The 14,338-nt window shown below is 41.4% G+C and carries 15 protein-coding genes and 1 pseudogene; 4 read left to right on the forward strand and 12 right to left on the reverse strand.

What is annotated here, in order from left to right:
• Position 1: 1 nt before the first annotated feature.
• Entirely contained in the window at positions 2–1,243 is a 1,242-nt protein-coding gene (locus GYM62_RS10915) for an ABC transporter substrate-binding protein (RefSeq protein WP_144606324.1), read from the reverse strand.
• A 168-nt stretch (positions 1,244–1,411) separates the two neighbouring features.
• Between GYM62_RS10915 and GYM62_RS10920 the strand changes: the two genes are divergently transcribed.
• From GYM62_RS10920 to GYM62_RS10930, 3 genes are all read left to right on the forward strand, one after another.
• Positions 1,412–1,858, forward strand: a complete 447-nt coding sequence (locus tag GYM62_RS10920; RefSeq protein ID WP_144606322.1) for a DUF2721 domain-containing protein — start codon at positions 1,412–1,414, stop codon at positions 1,856–1,858.
• The gene (locus GYM62_RS10925) at positions 1,848–2,789 is read left to right on the forward strand and encodes a glycerophosphodiester phosphodiesterase family protein (RefSeq protein WP_144606320.1); all 942 of its coding nucleotides are present in this window, start codon (positions 1,848–1,850) and stop codon (positions 2,787–2,789) included. The genes GYM62_RS10920 and GYM62_RS10925 overlap by 11 nt, the downstream gene beginning before the upstream one ends.
• A 380-nt stretch (positions 2,790–3,169) precedes the next feature.
• Positions 3,170–4,183: a low specificity L-threonine aldolase gene (locus GYM62_RS10930; protein ID WP_144606318.1), complete on the forward strand. Its 1,014-nt coding sequence runs from the start codon at positions 3,170–3,172 to the stop codon at positions 4,181–4,183.
• 208 nt (positions 4,184–4,391) lie between these two features.
• Here GYM62_RS10930 and GYM62_RS10935 read toward each other — a convergent pair whose 3' ends face one another.
• Complete coding sequence (locus GYM62_RS10935) at positions 4,392–4,646, reverse strand: Txe/YoeB family addiction module toxin (RefSeq protein WP_106567542.1); 255 nt, start codon at positions 4,644–4,646, stop codon at positions 4,392–4,394.
• Between the two features lie 17 nt (positions 4,647–4,663).
• Complete coding sequence (locus GYM62_RS10940) at positions 4,664–4,915, reverse strand: type II toxin-antitoxin system Phd/YefM family antitoxin (protein WP_144606316.1); 252 nt, start codon at positions 4,913–4,915, stop codon at positions 4,664–4,666.
• 146 nt (positions 4,916–5,061) lie between these two features.
• On the opposite strand from GYM62_RS10940, the pseudogene GYM62_RS10945 reads away from it, so the two are divergent.
• A pseudogene (locus GYM62_RS10945) lies at positions 5,062–5,607 on the forward strand (AAA family ATPase); the annotation flags it as partial.
• 353 nt (positions 5,608–5,960) lie between these two features.
• Here GYM62_RS10945 and GYM62_RS10950 read toward each other — a convergent pair.
• The 9 genes from GYM62_RS10950 to GYM62_RS10985 all read right to left on the reverse strand — a co-directional run bounded on the left by GYM62_RS10950 (position 5,961) and on the right by GYM62_RS10985 (position 14,331).
• Positions 5,961–7,274, reverse strand: coding sequence for an HAD-IC family P-type ATPase (locus GYM62_RS10950; RefSeq protein ID WP_219956415.1), 1,314 nt, complete (start codon positions 7,272–7,274; stop codon positions 5,961–5,963).
• Positions 7,247–8,221: an HAD-IC family P-type ATPase gene (locus GYM62_RS10955; RefSeq protein ID WP_219956416.1), complete on the reverse strand. Its 975-nt coding sequence runs from the start codon at positions 8,219–8,221 to the stop codon at positions 7,247–7,249. The genes GYM62_RS10950 and GYM62_RS10955 overlap by 28 nt, the downstream gene beginning before the upstream one ends.
• Entirely contained in the window at positions 8,218–8,781 is a 564-nt protein-coding gene (locus GYM62_RS10960; protein ID WP_219956417.1) for a cation-transporting P-type ATPase, read from the reverse strand. The genes GYM62_RS10955 and GYM62_RS10960 overlap by 4 nt, the downstream gene beginning before the upstream one ends.
• A 57-nt stretch (positions 8,782–8,838) precedes the next feature.
• On the reverse strand, positions 8,839–9,387 hold the full coding sequence (locus GYM62_RS10965; RefSeq protein ID WP_219956418.1) for an AAA family ATPase: 549 nt from the start codon (positions 9,385–9,387) through the stop codon (positions 8,839–8,841).
• A gap of 552 nt (positions 9,388–9,939) precedes the next feature.
• Positions 9,940–11,325 (reverse strand): MBL fold metallo-hydrolase RNA specificity domain-containing protein, encoded by a 1,386-nt coding sequence (locus GYM62_RS10970; protein WP_219956419.1) that lies wholly within the window; start codon positions 11,323–11,325, stop codon positions 9,940–9,942.
• The gene (locus tag GYM62_RS10975; RefSeq protein ID WP_255590345.1) at positions 11,318–11,998 is read right to left on the reverse strand and encodes a restriction endonuclease; all 681 of its coding nucleotides are present in this window, start codon (positions 11,996–11,998) and stop codon (positions 11,318–11,320) included. Before GYM62_RS10975 ends, GYM62_RS10970 begins: the two co-directional genes overlap by 8 nt.
• A 5-nt stretch (positions 11,999–12,003) precedes the next feature.
• Positions 12,004–12,186, reverse strand: coding sequence for a hypothetical protein (locus GYM62_RS21035; RefSeq protein WP_255590346.1), 183 nt, complete (start codon positions 12,184–12,186; stop codon positions 12,004–12,006).
• A 251-nt stretch (positions 12,187–12,437) separates the two neighbouring features.
• A complete protein-coding gene (locus tag GYM62_RS10980; RefSeq protein WP_219956420.1) occupies positions 12,438–13,739 on the reverse strand; it encodes a hypothetical protein in 1,302 nt (433 codons plus the stop codon).
• Between the two features lie 13 nt (positions 13,740–13,752).
• Positions 13,753–14,331 carry a YceI family protein gene (locus GYM62_RS10985; RefSeq protein ID WP_130276915.1) on the reverse strand — a complete coding sequence of 193 codons (579 nt, stop codon included), beginning with the start codon at positions 14,329–14,331 and terminating at the stop codon, positions 13,753–13,755.
• Between the last annotated feature and the right edge of the window lie 7 nt (positions 14,332–14,338).

Genomic DNA, 14,338 nt, shown 5'->3' on the forward strand with positions numbered 1-14,338 from the left:
TTTAAAAATAATCAATTGTCCAATCTAACCATTGAGCGCTTCTTAGCTTGATAGCCATTTCCCGATCTATATGGTAAGTTTTTTGATAAAAGTCTAAAACCCATTCATGAATTTGAATGTCTGTAAAAGCTTCCGGATAAGCACTTTTGGCAATCATCATTACCTCTATGGGGTATTCCAGTCTTTTGGAGCAATTGCAAGGTGTCCAAGGTAATGCGATGACTTTTTTTTCTTTAACGGCCCGAAGGTTTTGTAATCGGGAATAGTAGGGTGCTTCATAGATTTCCTCAGGTGGATGATAACCTGAAGCCGTATGTAAAATTATAACATCAGGGTCAAGAGCCAAGATCTGCTCTTCGCTAAGCATCAATGAGGATGACCTTCCACCTCTACCCTGAATGGCATTATTGGCATTTATAACTGTTTCTATAAAATATCCTTCAATAGTATCAGTTCCTCTAGTGACACCTGCACTCCCACCTTCCCTTGCTACTGGAGATAGTCCCAGCATAAGGACTTTAGGCTTTTCATGTTCTTGGAGGTCAAAGGTTCGGTTTTTGATAAATTGAATGGTTTCATTTAAATAAGTCACCAATTGCTGCGCTTCTTCTGTTTTATCAAACAACATCCCTAGTAGCAGGATTTCCTGGTTCAACATATCCAAATTTGGCGGGTCGTAGGAGGTGGTGCCCTTTAAAACCACTACTGGAATACCCATTGACTTCAACATGGATAAGGCCTGTTGGCTTTTAGGGTCATCCAAATTGTTGAGGGTGCAACTTCCTTCTCTGAGAACTACAAGGTCTGGTTGTAAGGCTACCATCTGCTCTAACTGCAGTGGTAATCCAGAACTGGCTATTAAAGGCAATTGTGCAGTTTCCGGATAAAGCACGCGGATAGGATTCATTCCATCTGTGTACCTGTAAGTTTTGTTCTTACCGGGAATATCGTAGGAAAAATTATGCTGCACGCATCTTGAACCTAGGGCAATTACTTTATCTAACTTTCCAAAGGCCCACAATACGGATTCTAGCATCCCATCACTTACGGTAATGATCCGTTCAGGTGAAATGGGAACATCCACCGAAACATTCCGCATATCAGTGATCGTTTTGAGTCCTTCTTTAGTATGGCTGATGGCAGTATGACCTGATTTATGATTGCAGGCTCCCAAAAGTATAACAACCCACATCATTACAAAGTTGATAATACGGAAATCAATCTTAGGTTTAGTCTTACACATTTTAAGTTGTATAATTGTTGCTGCTGAATAGGCAATTCATGCTCAAACTAATCATTCGAAAGTGATTCTTCACCATTCTTAATTAGTAAAAATTTTCTAGATTCAATTCAGAATTGTAGAGATTAGTGCTAGTTGTATATATTTCATAGCTTTACATTGACCTTATTTATGGAACTCCAACTCTCCACACCTGCATTGCTTTTTTCGGCCATTACCTTGATGATGCTGGCTTTTACTAACCGGTTTTTGGCCATTGCCAATCTGATACGGGGGCTTCATAAAAAATACCTGGAAAACCCTGAAGAAAACATCATCATTGAGCAAATTCACAACCTGAAAAGACGATTGAGCTTGATCAAGTACATGCAGCTCTGTGGGGTATTGAGCTTTTTGCTTTGTGTGGTTTGTATGTACCTGATTTTCATTGAAGCCCAGGAGGCAGCCAATTATGTTTTTATTGGGAGCATGCTGGCCTTATTGGTTTCTTTGGGGATTTCATTGATTGAAATATTGATATCAACCAAAGCCTTAAATTTGGAAATTCAGGACATGGAAGAATTGTTTCAAAAACGCTCTTCCAGATTTTGGTTTAAAAAAGATAAAAATGAAGACTAAGATTTATGGACTATTGATCTTGTTGCTTCTTTTTTCCTGTAAAAAAGAGGCCTCAGACAGTCAAAAAACAGCTGTTGCTTCAAATGATCTGCATAAGATAGTGCTTTCCAGGGTAGAAGAGGCCAGGGACTTCTACGCTTGGACTTCCGATAGGATTCCGATGGTTTCTGCCCACAGGGGAGGACCTTATCCGGGTTATCCCGAAAACTCCATAGAGGCTTTTGAAAACACTTTAAAACATACGCCTTCCATCATCGAATTTGATGTAGCGCTGACCAAAGATTCGGTTTTGGTTTTGATGCATGACAATACCTTGGACCGAACCACAACAGGTAAAGGGAAGGTAATTGATCATACTTTTGAAGAAATCAGGGAATTATTCCTGGTGGATAAAGAAGGCCATCAGACAAATTTCCGCATACCTACTTTTGAGGAAGCATTGGCATGGGGAAAAGGAAAAACCTTATTCACTGTGGATATCAAAAGAGAAGTTCCTTTTGAAATGGTCGTGGATGTTATCAAGAAGTATAATGCCGAACCCTACGCTGCGGTGATAACCTACAGTGTAGAGGCAGCAAAGAAAATGCACAGATTGCACCCGGAACTGATGTTGTCCGTGACTATCAGAAATGAGGAAGAACTTCAGCGGTTTGAGGAGTCGGGTATCCCAGTGGACCGTTGGATTGCCTTTACCGGCACTTCCGAGCGTCCGAAGGAATTCAATGAATTGCTCCATGAGAAAGGTGTTTTCACTATTCTTGGGGTTTTGGGCAACCTGGACCGCAGTGCCATTGCCCGTGGGGACCAAATCTATGCGGAGTTTGTTGAGAAGGGCGCTGATATCCTGGCAACTGACAGGCCAATCGAGGCTGCAGAGGCCATTGCGGACTTGATTCCCGGGAATAGTTCTAAGTTGAAGTATTTTAGGTAAGAAGCAAGAACTTAGATGCTAGACACAAGACTTATGACATAAGATTTTGAACAATTAAGGAGTTGAGGGATTCATTAAGAGCCAAGGTAAAAGAGGACCGAGCGTAAATAAAAGCTTTAGTAAAGCTTTTTAGCGAGGGGCCAGGTTGCAGCGCGTGGAAAAGCCGGATTTCGAAAGTGTGATTTCGGAAATAATTAAGGATAAAGGAAGATGGAAAGCGAGAGATCAGGTTTAAGTGTGGTTTCGAATGGCGGTCGACGGGAAGCTCCAGATCTCAAATCTTGCATCTTATGTCTTATGTCTAAGATTTTTAGTCTTTATATTTACCATTTGCGGAAAAGTCTAGCATCTCGCTTCTCGCATCTAATCTCTTAAAAAATATGATAATCGATCTACGTTCAGATACCGTGACCAAGCCTACCAAGGGCATGTTGGAGGCCATGTGGTCTGCCCAAGTGGGCGATGATGTCTTTGGAGAAGACCCAACCGTCAATGCTTTAGAACAAAAGTTGGCGGAAATGTTCGGGATGGAGGCCGGGCTTTTCTGCCCCTCTGGCACCATGACCAATCAGATAGCGGTCAAGTTGCATACCGGCCCGCAAAAGGAAGTTATCTGCCACAAGTATTCCCATATTTACCTCTATGAGGCTGGAGGTATCATGGCCAATGCCCATGCATCTGTTAAACTTTTGGAGGGGGTGTATGGAAAGATTACTGCCCAGGATGTGGCTGACAATATCAGTCCCGATGATGTGCATGCCTGTGAGACATCACTTGTATCTCTGGAAAATACGATGAATAAGGGAGGGGGAAGTATTTATACCTTGGAGGAAGTGAAGCCGATCAAAACCCTTTGTGATCAACATGGGATCAAACTCCACTTGGATGGCGCCAGGCTGTTCAACTCCTTGGTGGTGACCGGTGAAAGCCCCAAAGACTGGGGTGTCCAGTTTGACACCATTTCCATCTGTCTGAGCAAAGGTTTAGGCTGTCCGATTGGATCAGTGCTGTTAGGGACAAAAGCCGATATCAAGAGGGCAAGAAAAATCAGGAAGTCCTTTGGAGGAGGAATGAGACAGGCTGGTTACTTAGCTGCAGCTGCTATCTATGCCCTTGACCATCATGTGGATCGTCTGACTGAAGACCATGCCAGGTCGAAGGTCATTGGTCAAATGTTGGAAAAGCATCACCTCGTATCAGAGGTTTTTCCAGTGATGACCAATATCGTGATTGCGAGATTGCAGGGCATCAGTCCGGAAGATTTTCTTTCCAAACTGGCCGACAAAGGCATCAAAGCCGTGAAGTTCGGCAAAGACCAGGTCCGTTTTGTGACGCATCTGGATTTCAATGATGAAATGCTAGAGTTATTCGGGGAGAGGATAAAGGAGATATAGTAGAAATCGGAGCGTAGCGCAGATCCCGAGAGCTTTAGCGATTCGGGATAGGCCTCGAAAAATGTATAGTTGATATTGGTTGATATTTATTTCATGATATTGGATATTAGTCTCAAAATCAATATCCATGAATATCTAATCAACCTTGTAGCATAAGGCTTTCACATAGTGTTTATATTTTGTTTATGCAGATTTCAAATCATACTTCCTAATAGTGATACCGGCATTGAAGGATATAAATTGAGTCATGCTCGACTCTATAAACCAACCTGTGTTCTAGATTGATCCTTCGTGACCACCAACCTGAAAGGTTATGTTTGTGGGGTTCTGGTTTTCCTGTCCCCTCAAATGGTGTTCTTATGGATTCTTTGATCAACTCATTGATTTTTTTGAGGGTTTTTCTGTCATGCTGTTGCCAAAAAAGATAATCTTCCCATCCGGTGCTTAAAAAAATGATTTTCATGGTGAAAGAGATACTTATTATTCAAAAAGATTTTTTTCTTCTCCCAAGCCTTTTTCAAATTCTTCTATTCCTCTCAAAAGTCGCTCAGCGTTTTTAGGGCTCTTTAACAAATAAAATGTTTCCTGCATGCTCTCATAGTCCGTCTTGGACATTACCACTACGTCTTCGCCATTGGCCCTTGTAACAAAAAGTGGAGACCTGTCATGGAATACTTTATCCAAAAAGCTTTTGAGATGTTGCCTGAAATTTGAGTAAGTTGTGATTTCCATGATTGTTCTTTTTTACAAATTTAAGCAATTTGACTTATTGTACAAAAAGCTGTACAAATTAGTAGCTTGCTGTTTTCTAATTTTATGGATAGTCTTTCCAATTACCGTCTTATTACTAATTTGCATCTTCAAAATTTCCAGGACAAATGATCGACAGCACCCCTTTGGCAGAACGTATGCGGCCTTCCCGATTGGAAGAGCTGATAGGACAGGAACACCTGACGGCCCCAACGGCATTTTTGTACAAAGCCATCAAGTCAGGGAATGTGCCTTCCCTGATCTTTTGGGGACCTCCCGGGGTGGGTAAAACTACCATCGCCAACATCATTGCCAATGAGATCAAAGTTCCTTTCTACACCCTGAGTGCCATAAGTTCAGGAGTCAAGGATATCAGGGAAGTCATCGATAAAGCCAAGTACCAAAGGGGAGCCGTACTCTTCATCGATGAAATCCACCGCTTCAACAAATCCCAGCAGGACGCGCTCTTGGGGGCTGTAGAAAAAGGTGTCATCCGCCTGATCGGAGCCACCACCGAAAACCCATCCTTTGAAGTCAATGCCGCCCTGCTTTCCAGGTGTCAGGTCTATACCCTGAATTCCTTGAGTAAGCATGAACTTGAGTCCATGTTGCAGCAGGCGATGGAAAAGGATGTGGAGTTGAAGAAAAAGCGTATCGAACTCCAGGAACTGCAACTTTGGTCACTTGCGTAAGATCTTCATGACCCTCAATTACAACAGTCTGGTCTTCACAGCACCCTTTCTTAGTTACTTGCTGGTGTTCACAATCCGGATCATGCTTATTCGTGGCACAAGGTGATTTCTGTGTGGCCATTTCGCAGGGCTCAACCCCAGAAAAAAGTGCAATGCTCTCTAGCTGGCCCATACAGAAATGCATGCCAAAGGTGAAGCTCATGGAACTGAGCAGCACCAAGGCTGAAAGCATAATGGCCGATATTTTTCTAAAACGTTGCAATGGTCAAAATTACAAATTATATTTGAAAAGGATAGAAATTTTTACTCAAATATTTGTATTGGCTGAAGGTTTTTTACATGAAGTTGCTCCTTGAGGGGTTAGACCACAAAGATTTCATTGTTCCGTTTTCGGATTTCCTTATAGGAACAATTTTTTTAAAAGGATTAAAATATCCTCCTTTTTCCGAATCATTGTCAAATATCTTTTTTGTTATCATCTTTTCAATTTCAACGATTATGAAAAACAAAAGACCTGCCGCCAGTATCCAGGTTAATTCTCTTGTATGCAATGGCGTGGTATCGAATAAAATGTTCATAAATGGAGTGTAAGTAAAGAATAGCTGAATCAGCACCACAGAGCTAATTGCATAAAATACTTTAGGGTTACTGAAGAAACCTTTACCCAGCACTGGTTCTCTCAAATAGCGACAGTTAAGGAGATAAAATACTTCTCCTGCTACAAGGGTGTTTACTGCAGCTGACCTTGCGTGGCCATAATCGGCACCAAACTGAATCAAAAAATGGTGAACCATTAGAGTGATCGATCCCAATAAAACTGAAACAAACCCTATACGCCAGATAAGGAATCCGTCCAAAATCGGTTCATTGGGTTTACGGGGAGGACGGGTTGTCACATTGGGCTCCCCGGGTTCAAATGCCAGTGCAAACCCAAGTGTAACGGCAGTAACTAAATTAATCCATAAAATTTGGAGTGGGGTAATGGGCATATGTCCTCCTATAAGGACAGATGCCATCATAACAAAACCCTCTGCACCGTTAGTTGGCAGGACAAACAAGATGGATTTTTTAAGATTGTCGTAGATGGAACGTCCTTCAAATACTGCTTTGGCTATAGTTGCAAAATTATCATCCGCTAAGATCATTTCTGCGGAATCCTTGGTTACATCTGTTCCTTTGATCCCCATAGCAATTCCAACATCGGCTCTTTTAAGTGCGGGGGCATCATTGACACCATCACCCGTCATAGCTACTATTTGTCCGTTACTTTGGAGTGCCTTTACAAGTCTGAGCTTGTGTTCAGGCGTTGTGCGGGCAAATACCTGGTATTTTTTTGCCACAGCCTCTAATTCTATATCGCTTAGTTTTTCAAGTTCCGGTCCACTTATTACATTATCTTCTTTAACAATGTTCAGGCTTTCCCCAATAGCTTTGGCGGTAAGGGTGTGGTCTCCGGTTATCATTTTGACTTCTACCCCTGCCTGATGACATTGTTCAATTGCCTTGATGGCTTCCTGTCGAGGAGGGTCAATCATAGCCACTATCCCCAAAAAATCCATATTAAAAACATCGCTCAATAGAATATTCTTATAATCTAAAGGTACTTTTTTACTTGCTGTTGCTATGATTCTTTTTCCTTCCGAAGCCAAGGATGAAAGTTGCTCCTTCCACCATTCAGGAGAGTTGGTATCGCTTTGACCGATACTGCCGTGGAATACAGACATTTCCAGAACCTTTTCAGGGCACCCTTTAAATAAATGGTATTGAAATGCTCACCCGGAATTAAAACCGCCATAAACTTTTGGGACGAGTCAAACGGTATTATATCCAACCGTTTGTTGTTTTTAAATCCATAGTAGCCACCCTTGAGAGCAAGTGACAAAAGGGCTGATTCAGTTGGATCTCCGATTATTGACCACTCATCCCCGGATTTGTTGGCTTCCGAATTACTACAAAGGGCAACACCCTGAAGGAGTTCATCGAATCCATCAGATTCACCCATTGCTACTTTTTTCCCATTGTCGAAAATCTCTCCTACAGGGGAATATCCCACTCCCGTGACCGTGTATTGTTTATTGGCCAATAAAACATCGGTAACTGTCATTTCATTCTTGGTAAGGGTACCTGTTTTATCAGAGCATATCACCGTAACTTCTCCAAGCGTCTCCACTGAAGGAAGTTTTCGGATGATGGCATTTTGCTTGGCCATTTTTAGTACGCCTTTTGCCAGGGTTATCGTCATTAGTACAGGCAATCCTTCCGGTATGAGTGAAACAGCTATACCAACCACTATCAGAAACAGTTCATTCAGTGCATAACCCTGAATAAAATAGCCCAACATAAAAAATATTGCGGAAAGGAAAATAATTGCGATAGCGAGCATTTTACCGAAGCGGTCAAATTTTCTCATTAAAGGGGTGCTAAGGGTTTGCACATTCTCCATCATTTTGCTGATCTGCCCGATTTGAGTATGAACCCCAGTGCAGACCACAATACCTGTACCTATTCCGTTTGTAACCAGCGTTCCCGAATAGGCCATACATTTCCTGTCAGCAGGAAGCGATTCTTCGGGAAATACCTCTGTGGTTTTATTCACAGGTAGAGACTCATAATTAAGACAGCTTCTTCAATCTTCATGTTGGTTGCTTCTGTAAGCCTTATGTCTGCCGGAATTTTGTCACCCGCTTTAAGCAGCACAATGTCGCCCGGCACAAGGCTTTCTGCAAGTATAGATTTCGTTTGACTAGAACGGATTACTTTTGCGTGTCCCGGCAACATATTACTTATTCCCCGAATAGCACGTTCGGCTTTGTTTTCCTGAATATATCCGATCACAGCATTGATTAGCTCAACGCCAAAAATGACTCCTGTGACTAGCCAGTTGCCCATTAAGGCTGTAATGACAGCAGCAATCAGCAATATGTAAATCAGCAAATTATCAAAGTGCTTCAGGAATTTCATTACCGGATTGACACCAGATTTTTCAGGTAGTTTATTCCATCCGTATTTCAAGCTTCTTTCTTCTGCGGACTTATCTGTCAGTCCTTCTGGAGAGGTATCCAATCTCCTGTAAATTTCATCCACAGGCAAGCTGTGCCAGTGTACCTGACCTGTAGAATTTGAAGATTTTTCCATTATGTCTTCTTTCGTTTTCATTTTGGACCATCTAAATTTTGTAACCTGCGTTTGCTAATTTTATTCATTGGGTTTAGGTTAAAGGTGTTTGAGGATAAAATCTACTCTTTCTTTAGGAGGCAATACTGGAATATGAACAATAGGGCAGGGAAAAGACTGGTAAACCGCGATGATGAGATTATGTATGCGTATTTGTTCCGCTTCGTCCTCTAACCGTGCGTAGTCATTTGTAAGGGGCAATCGGTCTAATATAAATACATGCTTGTAGCAATACTTATTGCACTGTGCCACCAGTCGCTCGTCATACTCCAAACCCAAGAACTGATAATAAGCCATAGCATCGGGCAAGGCACGGTCTAAAAACACCATTTCGTTTACATCTAAAGTTCCTTCTTCTTCAATCTGCATATTCAGCACACCTAATTGAAATTCTTTTTTGTTTTCTCGTATTTCTTCAACTGTGCGCCCTTTTATATTTTGGGTATCAATGTAATTCCGTGCATGTTCAATGGTGGTTTTGTAACCTCTTTTGGCAAGCAGGTTTACTACCGTTGTTTTTCCTGTGCAGGGACATCCTGTAATCACATTCCAATTCGTGATGATTTCTTTGTGTGCTTCATTATTCAAGTGAGGATTTAAGGATTTGATTTATTTTATAGCATTTATGAAACCGGTCATACTCAATCAATTCATCATCGCTTTTGAATTGCATATCCAAAAGATTATGAAACTTATGATTGTCTGGAAATGATTTTTTAATGTTATTCAGCGTGAGTTCCCGAATGCTGTCTTTAGCCCCATTGCTGAAATAATACTTGGTAACAATAGGACTTCCCTTAATCCCTGAACCGCTTACCACTTTATATAAGAGTATAGCTTCCGCAGGGTTTAACAGTGGGTATTGCTGGTTGTTTGAAAAACGAACAATCGAATTATCACAATATCTGGCAGCAAAAACACTATCTTTTTGAAAAGTATAAACTGTATCGTTGTGCTTTACGGAAATTATTTTGTCCCGAAAAATCAGGTCGGCTGAAATTTTGTGTTTTACAGTTTATTACATAACTGAGGCGGTGATTTGTAAAATCATCTGAAGTGAAGTAGATGCCACTGCTGTCTTTCTGAGAATAAACTGATGTTGTTATCAGCATTAAGCATACATGGATAATGTTTTTGTTTTCATGTGTTTTTTATTTGGAGGTTAATTAATTCGTTTAGGGATGGAATTGCACAATCCCATTTATAGATTTCTTTTACTTTTTTCTGCAAACCTTCCGCCCCATCTTTCTCACTATGAACTATAAATATTTTTTCGGGCATGGATTTTAATTTACTCATCCAGTCAATCAATCCGTTTTGGTCTGCATGACCTGATAAGCCCTCGATGTTTTCAATCGTTGCCTTTACCTGAAAATATTTACCGTAGAGTTTGATTTCTTTTGCTCCTTCCAGTAATGCTCTCCCTCTCGTGCCTTCCGCCTGAAAACCAACCAACAGTATGGTAGCATTTTCATCACTGAGATACTTTGTAAAATAGGTAAGCACCCTGCCGCCTGCCGCCATACCGCTTCCGGCAATAATTATTTTCGGTGAACTATCGGCAGCAAGCGCATGGGTTTCATCCATTGTTTTAATTCTTCTAATCTCACTGCACATTTCGGAACACTCCTCAATTGAAAGTTTATGCCATGAAGTGTTTTTATGAAATACTTCCAACACATTTCTTCCCATGGGACTATCCATATAAATGGGAATGTCTTTCATTCTTCCTGACTTTTTTAATTGCCAAAAAAGATACATGAGCAGTTGAGTGCGCTCAACAGAAAAACTTGGGATAATGATGGTTCCGTTTCTATTGGTGCATCGGTTGATTAATTCCTGTAACGCATCAATTGCCTGACGATTTGGGTGCAGACGGTTACCGTAAGTAGCTTCAATAAAAAGAATATCGGCATGTTCAGGTTTTTCGGGTGGAAATAACAAGGGGTCAATTTCTCTACCTATATCACCTGAAAAAACCAATAACTTATCGCCTATCTGAAGCTCTATAAAAGTTGCGCCAATAATATGACCGTTATACCGAAAACGATAACGTATATTTTCATTGATGTGAAACCATTCATTTAATGGCTTTGATTTCATTAAAGGCAATGTTGCCTCTACATCATCAAGACCATATAAAGGCAGGGCTGGTTTATGTCTTGAATATTTATGCTTGTTTGCCCGGACAGCATCTTCTTCCTGAATTTTTGCACTGTCTTTTAAAATTATTTCGGCAACCTGCAATGTGGGCGATGTGCCAATGATATTTCCGGTAAAACCCTCTTTAACCAATCGGGGAAGGTAGCCTGTATGGTCAAGGTGTGCATGGGTAAGTAAAACAACATCAATCTGGGCGGGTGGAAAACTCAATGGTTCCCAATTCAAAAGCCGTAATTCTTTCAAACCTTGAAAAAGTCCACAATCAATAAGGATGTTCTTTCCGAATGCAGTAATAAGATATTTAGAGCCGGTTACTGTTCCGGCTGCTCCGAGAAATTGGATTTTGATTGTATTGTTACTCATTTCTGTTGTTTTTAATGATTATTTTTTCCGAAAAAGTCTCACATAATGCTGAACATTCATCCATTACCTTTTCTAATCTTGGTGAACCGATGCCTATACTTTTCAATACAGTGTGATTGTGGTGAATGGTTTTACATAGCACTATTTTTCTATCTAATAATTGTTGTTTCTCTTTTTGGGTAAGTGTGGTAAGACAGGTTACTGGGTGAAGACCGGAACGGTCAACCCAATCTTTCAATCCCCCATTTTTCGGATGATCCCAACCAATAAGGTTCATCCCCATACATCGTCCGAACTGAGTAGCATCTTCTGAAAAACGGGTATTGGTTACCACCCAGCCTTGATGAAATTTTTCAGCATGACCATCCAACTTTTTCCATTGTTTTTCCACATCCAAAAATCTTGACTGAATGTAAAGTGGAATTTTAACATCGGAGGAATAGCCCTGACGGTTGTGGAATTTACATTCAATCATAAAGTGATGTTCGTCTTTTTCGGCAATCACATCTATCTCGTGCTTTACGCAATGCCCTTGAACAATGATACCGACACGGGTAGTATAACCACTGTAATTGAGAAGCTCAGCTACAAATTGCTCGAAGGGGAAACCCGAAGGCCCCAATTCCATAATGGCATGTTTGAGCTTATACCTTGCCGCAACCGGGCCTGGCACATTCTTCAGCAGTTGAAACGCTTTCTTATAAATCTTCCGGGTAGACATTCCATCCACCAGAATGCCGAAGTTACTTTTGCAACAATTTCATCAGCTTGTTCAGCATTTGCCCCTGACCGTAAAAGAGATTGTTTTAACTTTCCTTTATTGAAAGGCTCCTGTAATCCCGTTGATTTAGTAATGATCATGGTAATTGATTTTTTCTGTCAATTGATGCATCGTGTGTTTTTCCAAATTTCTCTTTAAACCATCGTTTCAGAGAAATGCCATCCTTCCGGTTAAGCATCCTTAGTGCTTTTTTGAATTCTTTCTTTAGAAGTTGGCTGTCAAAGCTTACTTTCCTGAGTATCTCCTTACTGTACTGTAACCAATTCATTATTGACCTGGTTAAAAATCTATGGAGCCGGACTACATGTCCGACTCCATGATCATTGGACAATCAAAAGCTGATAACAGCTTCCACAATCACTCCGCTAAATTCAGCTCCGGCAAATCTGCCAGTCCATGCCTCGCCATTATAGCTTTGCTTCACATATTCCAATTTGGTCAGGACATTTTTGGAAATAAACCAACCGCCACCAAGATTGAGTCTGCTGATATCCAGGTTTTCAGTGGCACTTTCTCTCATCTTGCCATTTACTGTATTGTACCTTCCACCTATGTAGAACTTTTCATTTGTACCAAACCGATAAAGAAGTTCAGCGGCAAGCTGTGTGAAGCCCCCTTCAGTATCTGATTGGGGCTGGGTAAATTCATTGTTGCCATTGGCCAACTCATATATCCCGAAGAATTCCAGTCCCTTGAATTTGATGAATGGATTGATCTGTAAGGCGGTAAGTTTTGTGAATCTGGCATTGAACCTTCCATCTCTTGGACCTCCTTCAGCAACTCCATTGGCATCAGGTAATGTGTACAATACATTATAATACCTGGTCCCTGCCCTGTCACCACCATATAACCAGGTTCCAGTTGATGTACCATTATTGATATACCAGGAACCTGTTAACCGCACTCTGAAGTCTTCATTAAGTTGCTTGTCAAATCCAAGTTTGCCATAAAATGATGGCTTATTGTCTGTATTGTCGTTCACCGTTACATTTTGATTGAGCTTGCCGTTTGTCAACCCAACCACTGCCAATAAACCATTCTTTTGAACTGTAAGCTCTCCGAATGCCTCGGTGGAGAATGCATCCATAAGATAATTCCCCACAAAAGGGTTGAAAATACCTCTCGCATTGTCCGTTCTCCTGAAATGTGCGTCTCCATAGTTGAACTCATCTAACCCTATGGTGATGCTTGTATATTTCATGACTCCCTCCAGAAACCCGGGTTTAACAAAGTCAAGATTATCCACTCTCATGTATCCGCCCTTAACCCATGCTTCGTTGTGTGCTCTGGAAGAAAGATAGGTCCTAAGATGCATGCGAACTCCGTCCAATACCTGGACGTCCAGGTTGAGGTTGGCAGACGGCAAATTGAAGTCTGATCCCAGTTTGGTCAGGTTACCTGCCGTATTGCTTTGCCTAATACCTTGAAACTGCATGGCGAAATCGCCACCAACCCTCACTTTTAATCCATCAAAGATAACTGTATCCTCTTTTGAGGGCTCGAATACATTCAGGCCGTTTTTATCGTTTGGCCTGAAATACTGCAAGGCCGGTTGCTGGGCATACACTACGCCAGATGCCAATATTAGAATGGCAACAAGCAAGGATTGAGTTATTTTATTTTTCATTTTCATTTTGTTTGAACTTTTAATTGTTTGATTGTTTAAAAAAGGTTTCGAAAGAAATCTTCAGGTCATTTCCTGTCTTTATGGTACCAAATACTGCTGTTGGCGGATCCATATTGAACTGACTGAAAGTCACGGGCAGGCTTCCTTTGAAGCGAATGTTTTTTCCAGAAACCCGATAGTCTACCTTGAACTCAACTGGCCTGGTAGTACCGGCAATGGTGAGCCTGCCACCGGCAAAGATGGTGAGGTCATCCACCTGTGCCCTGGTCAGTTCAAAGTGGATGTTGGGATGTTGCTTCGCTCTCAGCGCCTTATAGGCATTTTCGTCCATCCCACTTTTGCCGCTTTTCAACGTATTTACCGGTATGGTTACCGACAAGGACACTATTTCCTTGATCCGCTCACCGCTCAGGGTAATACTTGCCGAACCCTCCGGTTTTTCAGAAACCATCTCCCAATCGTGTAGGGTGGAGGTTCCTGCTACCTTCAAAGATTGACTGCCCATCAGCTCATAGTGCTGTTGTGCAGTTGCCGGTAGGGAAAGCGCTACGACTGCCAAAAGCAGGAAATATGTTTCTATTTTTATGAATCGTTTCATTGTTAGG

This window comes from Algoriphagus sp. NBT04N3 (assembly GCF_019443765.1).
GTDB lineage: Bacteria > Bacteroidota > Bacteroidia > Cytophagales > Cyclobacteriaceae > Algoriphagus > Algoriphagus ornithinivorans.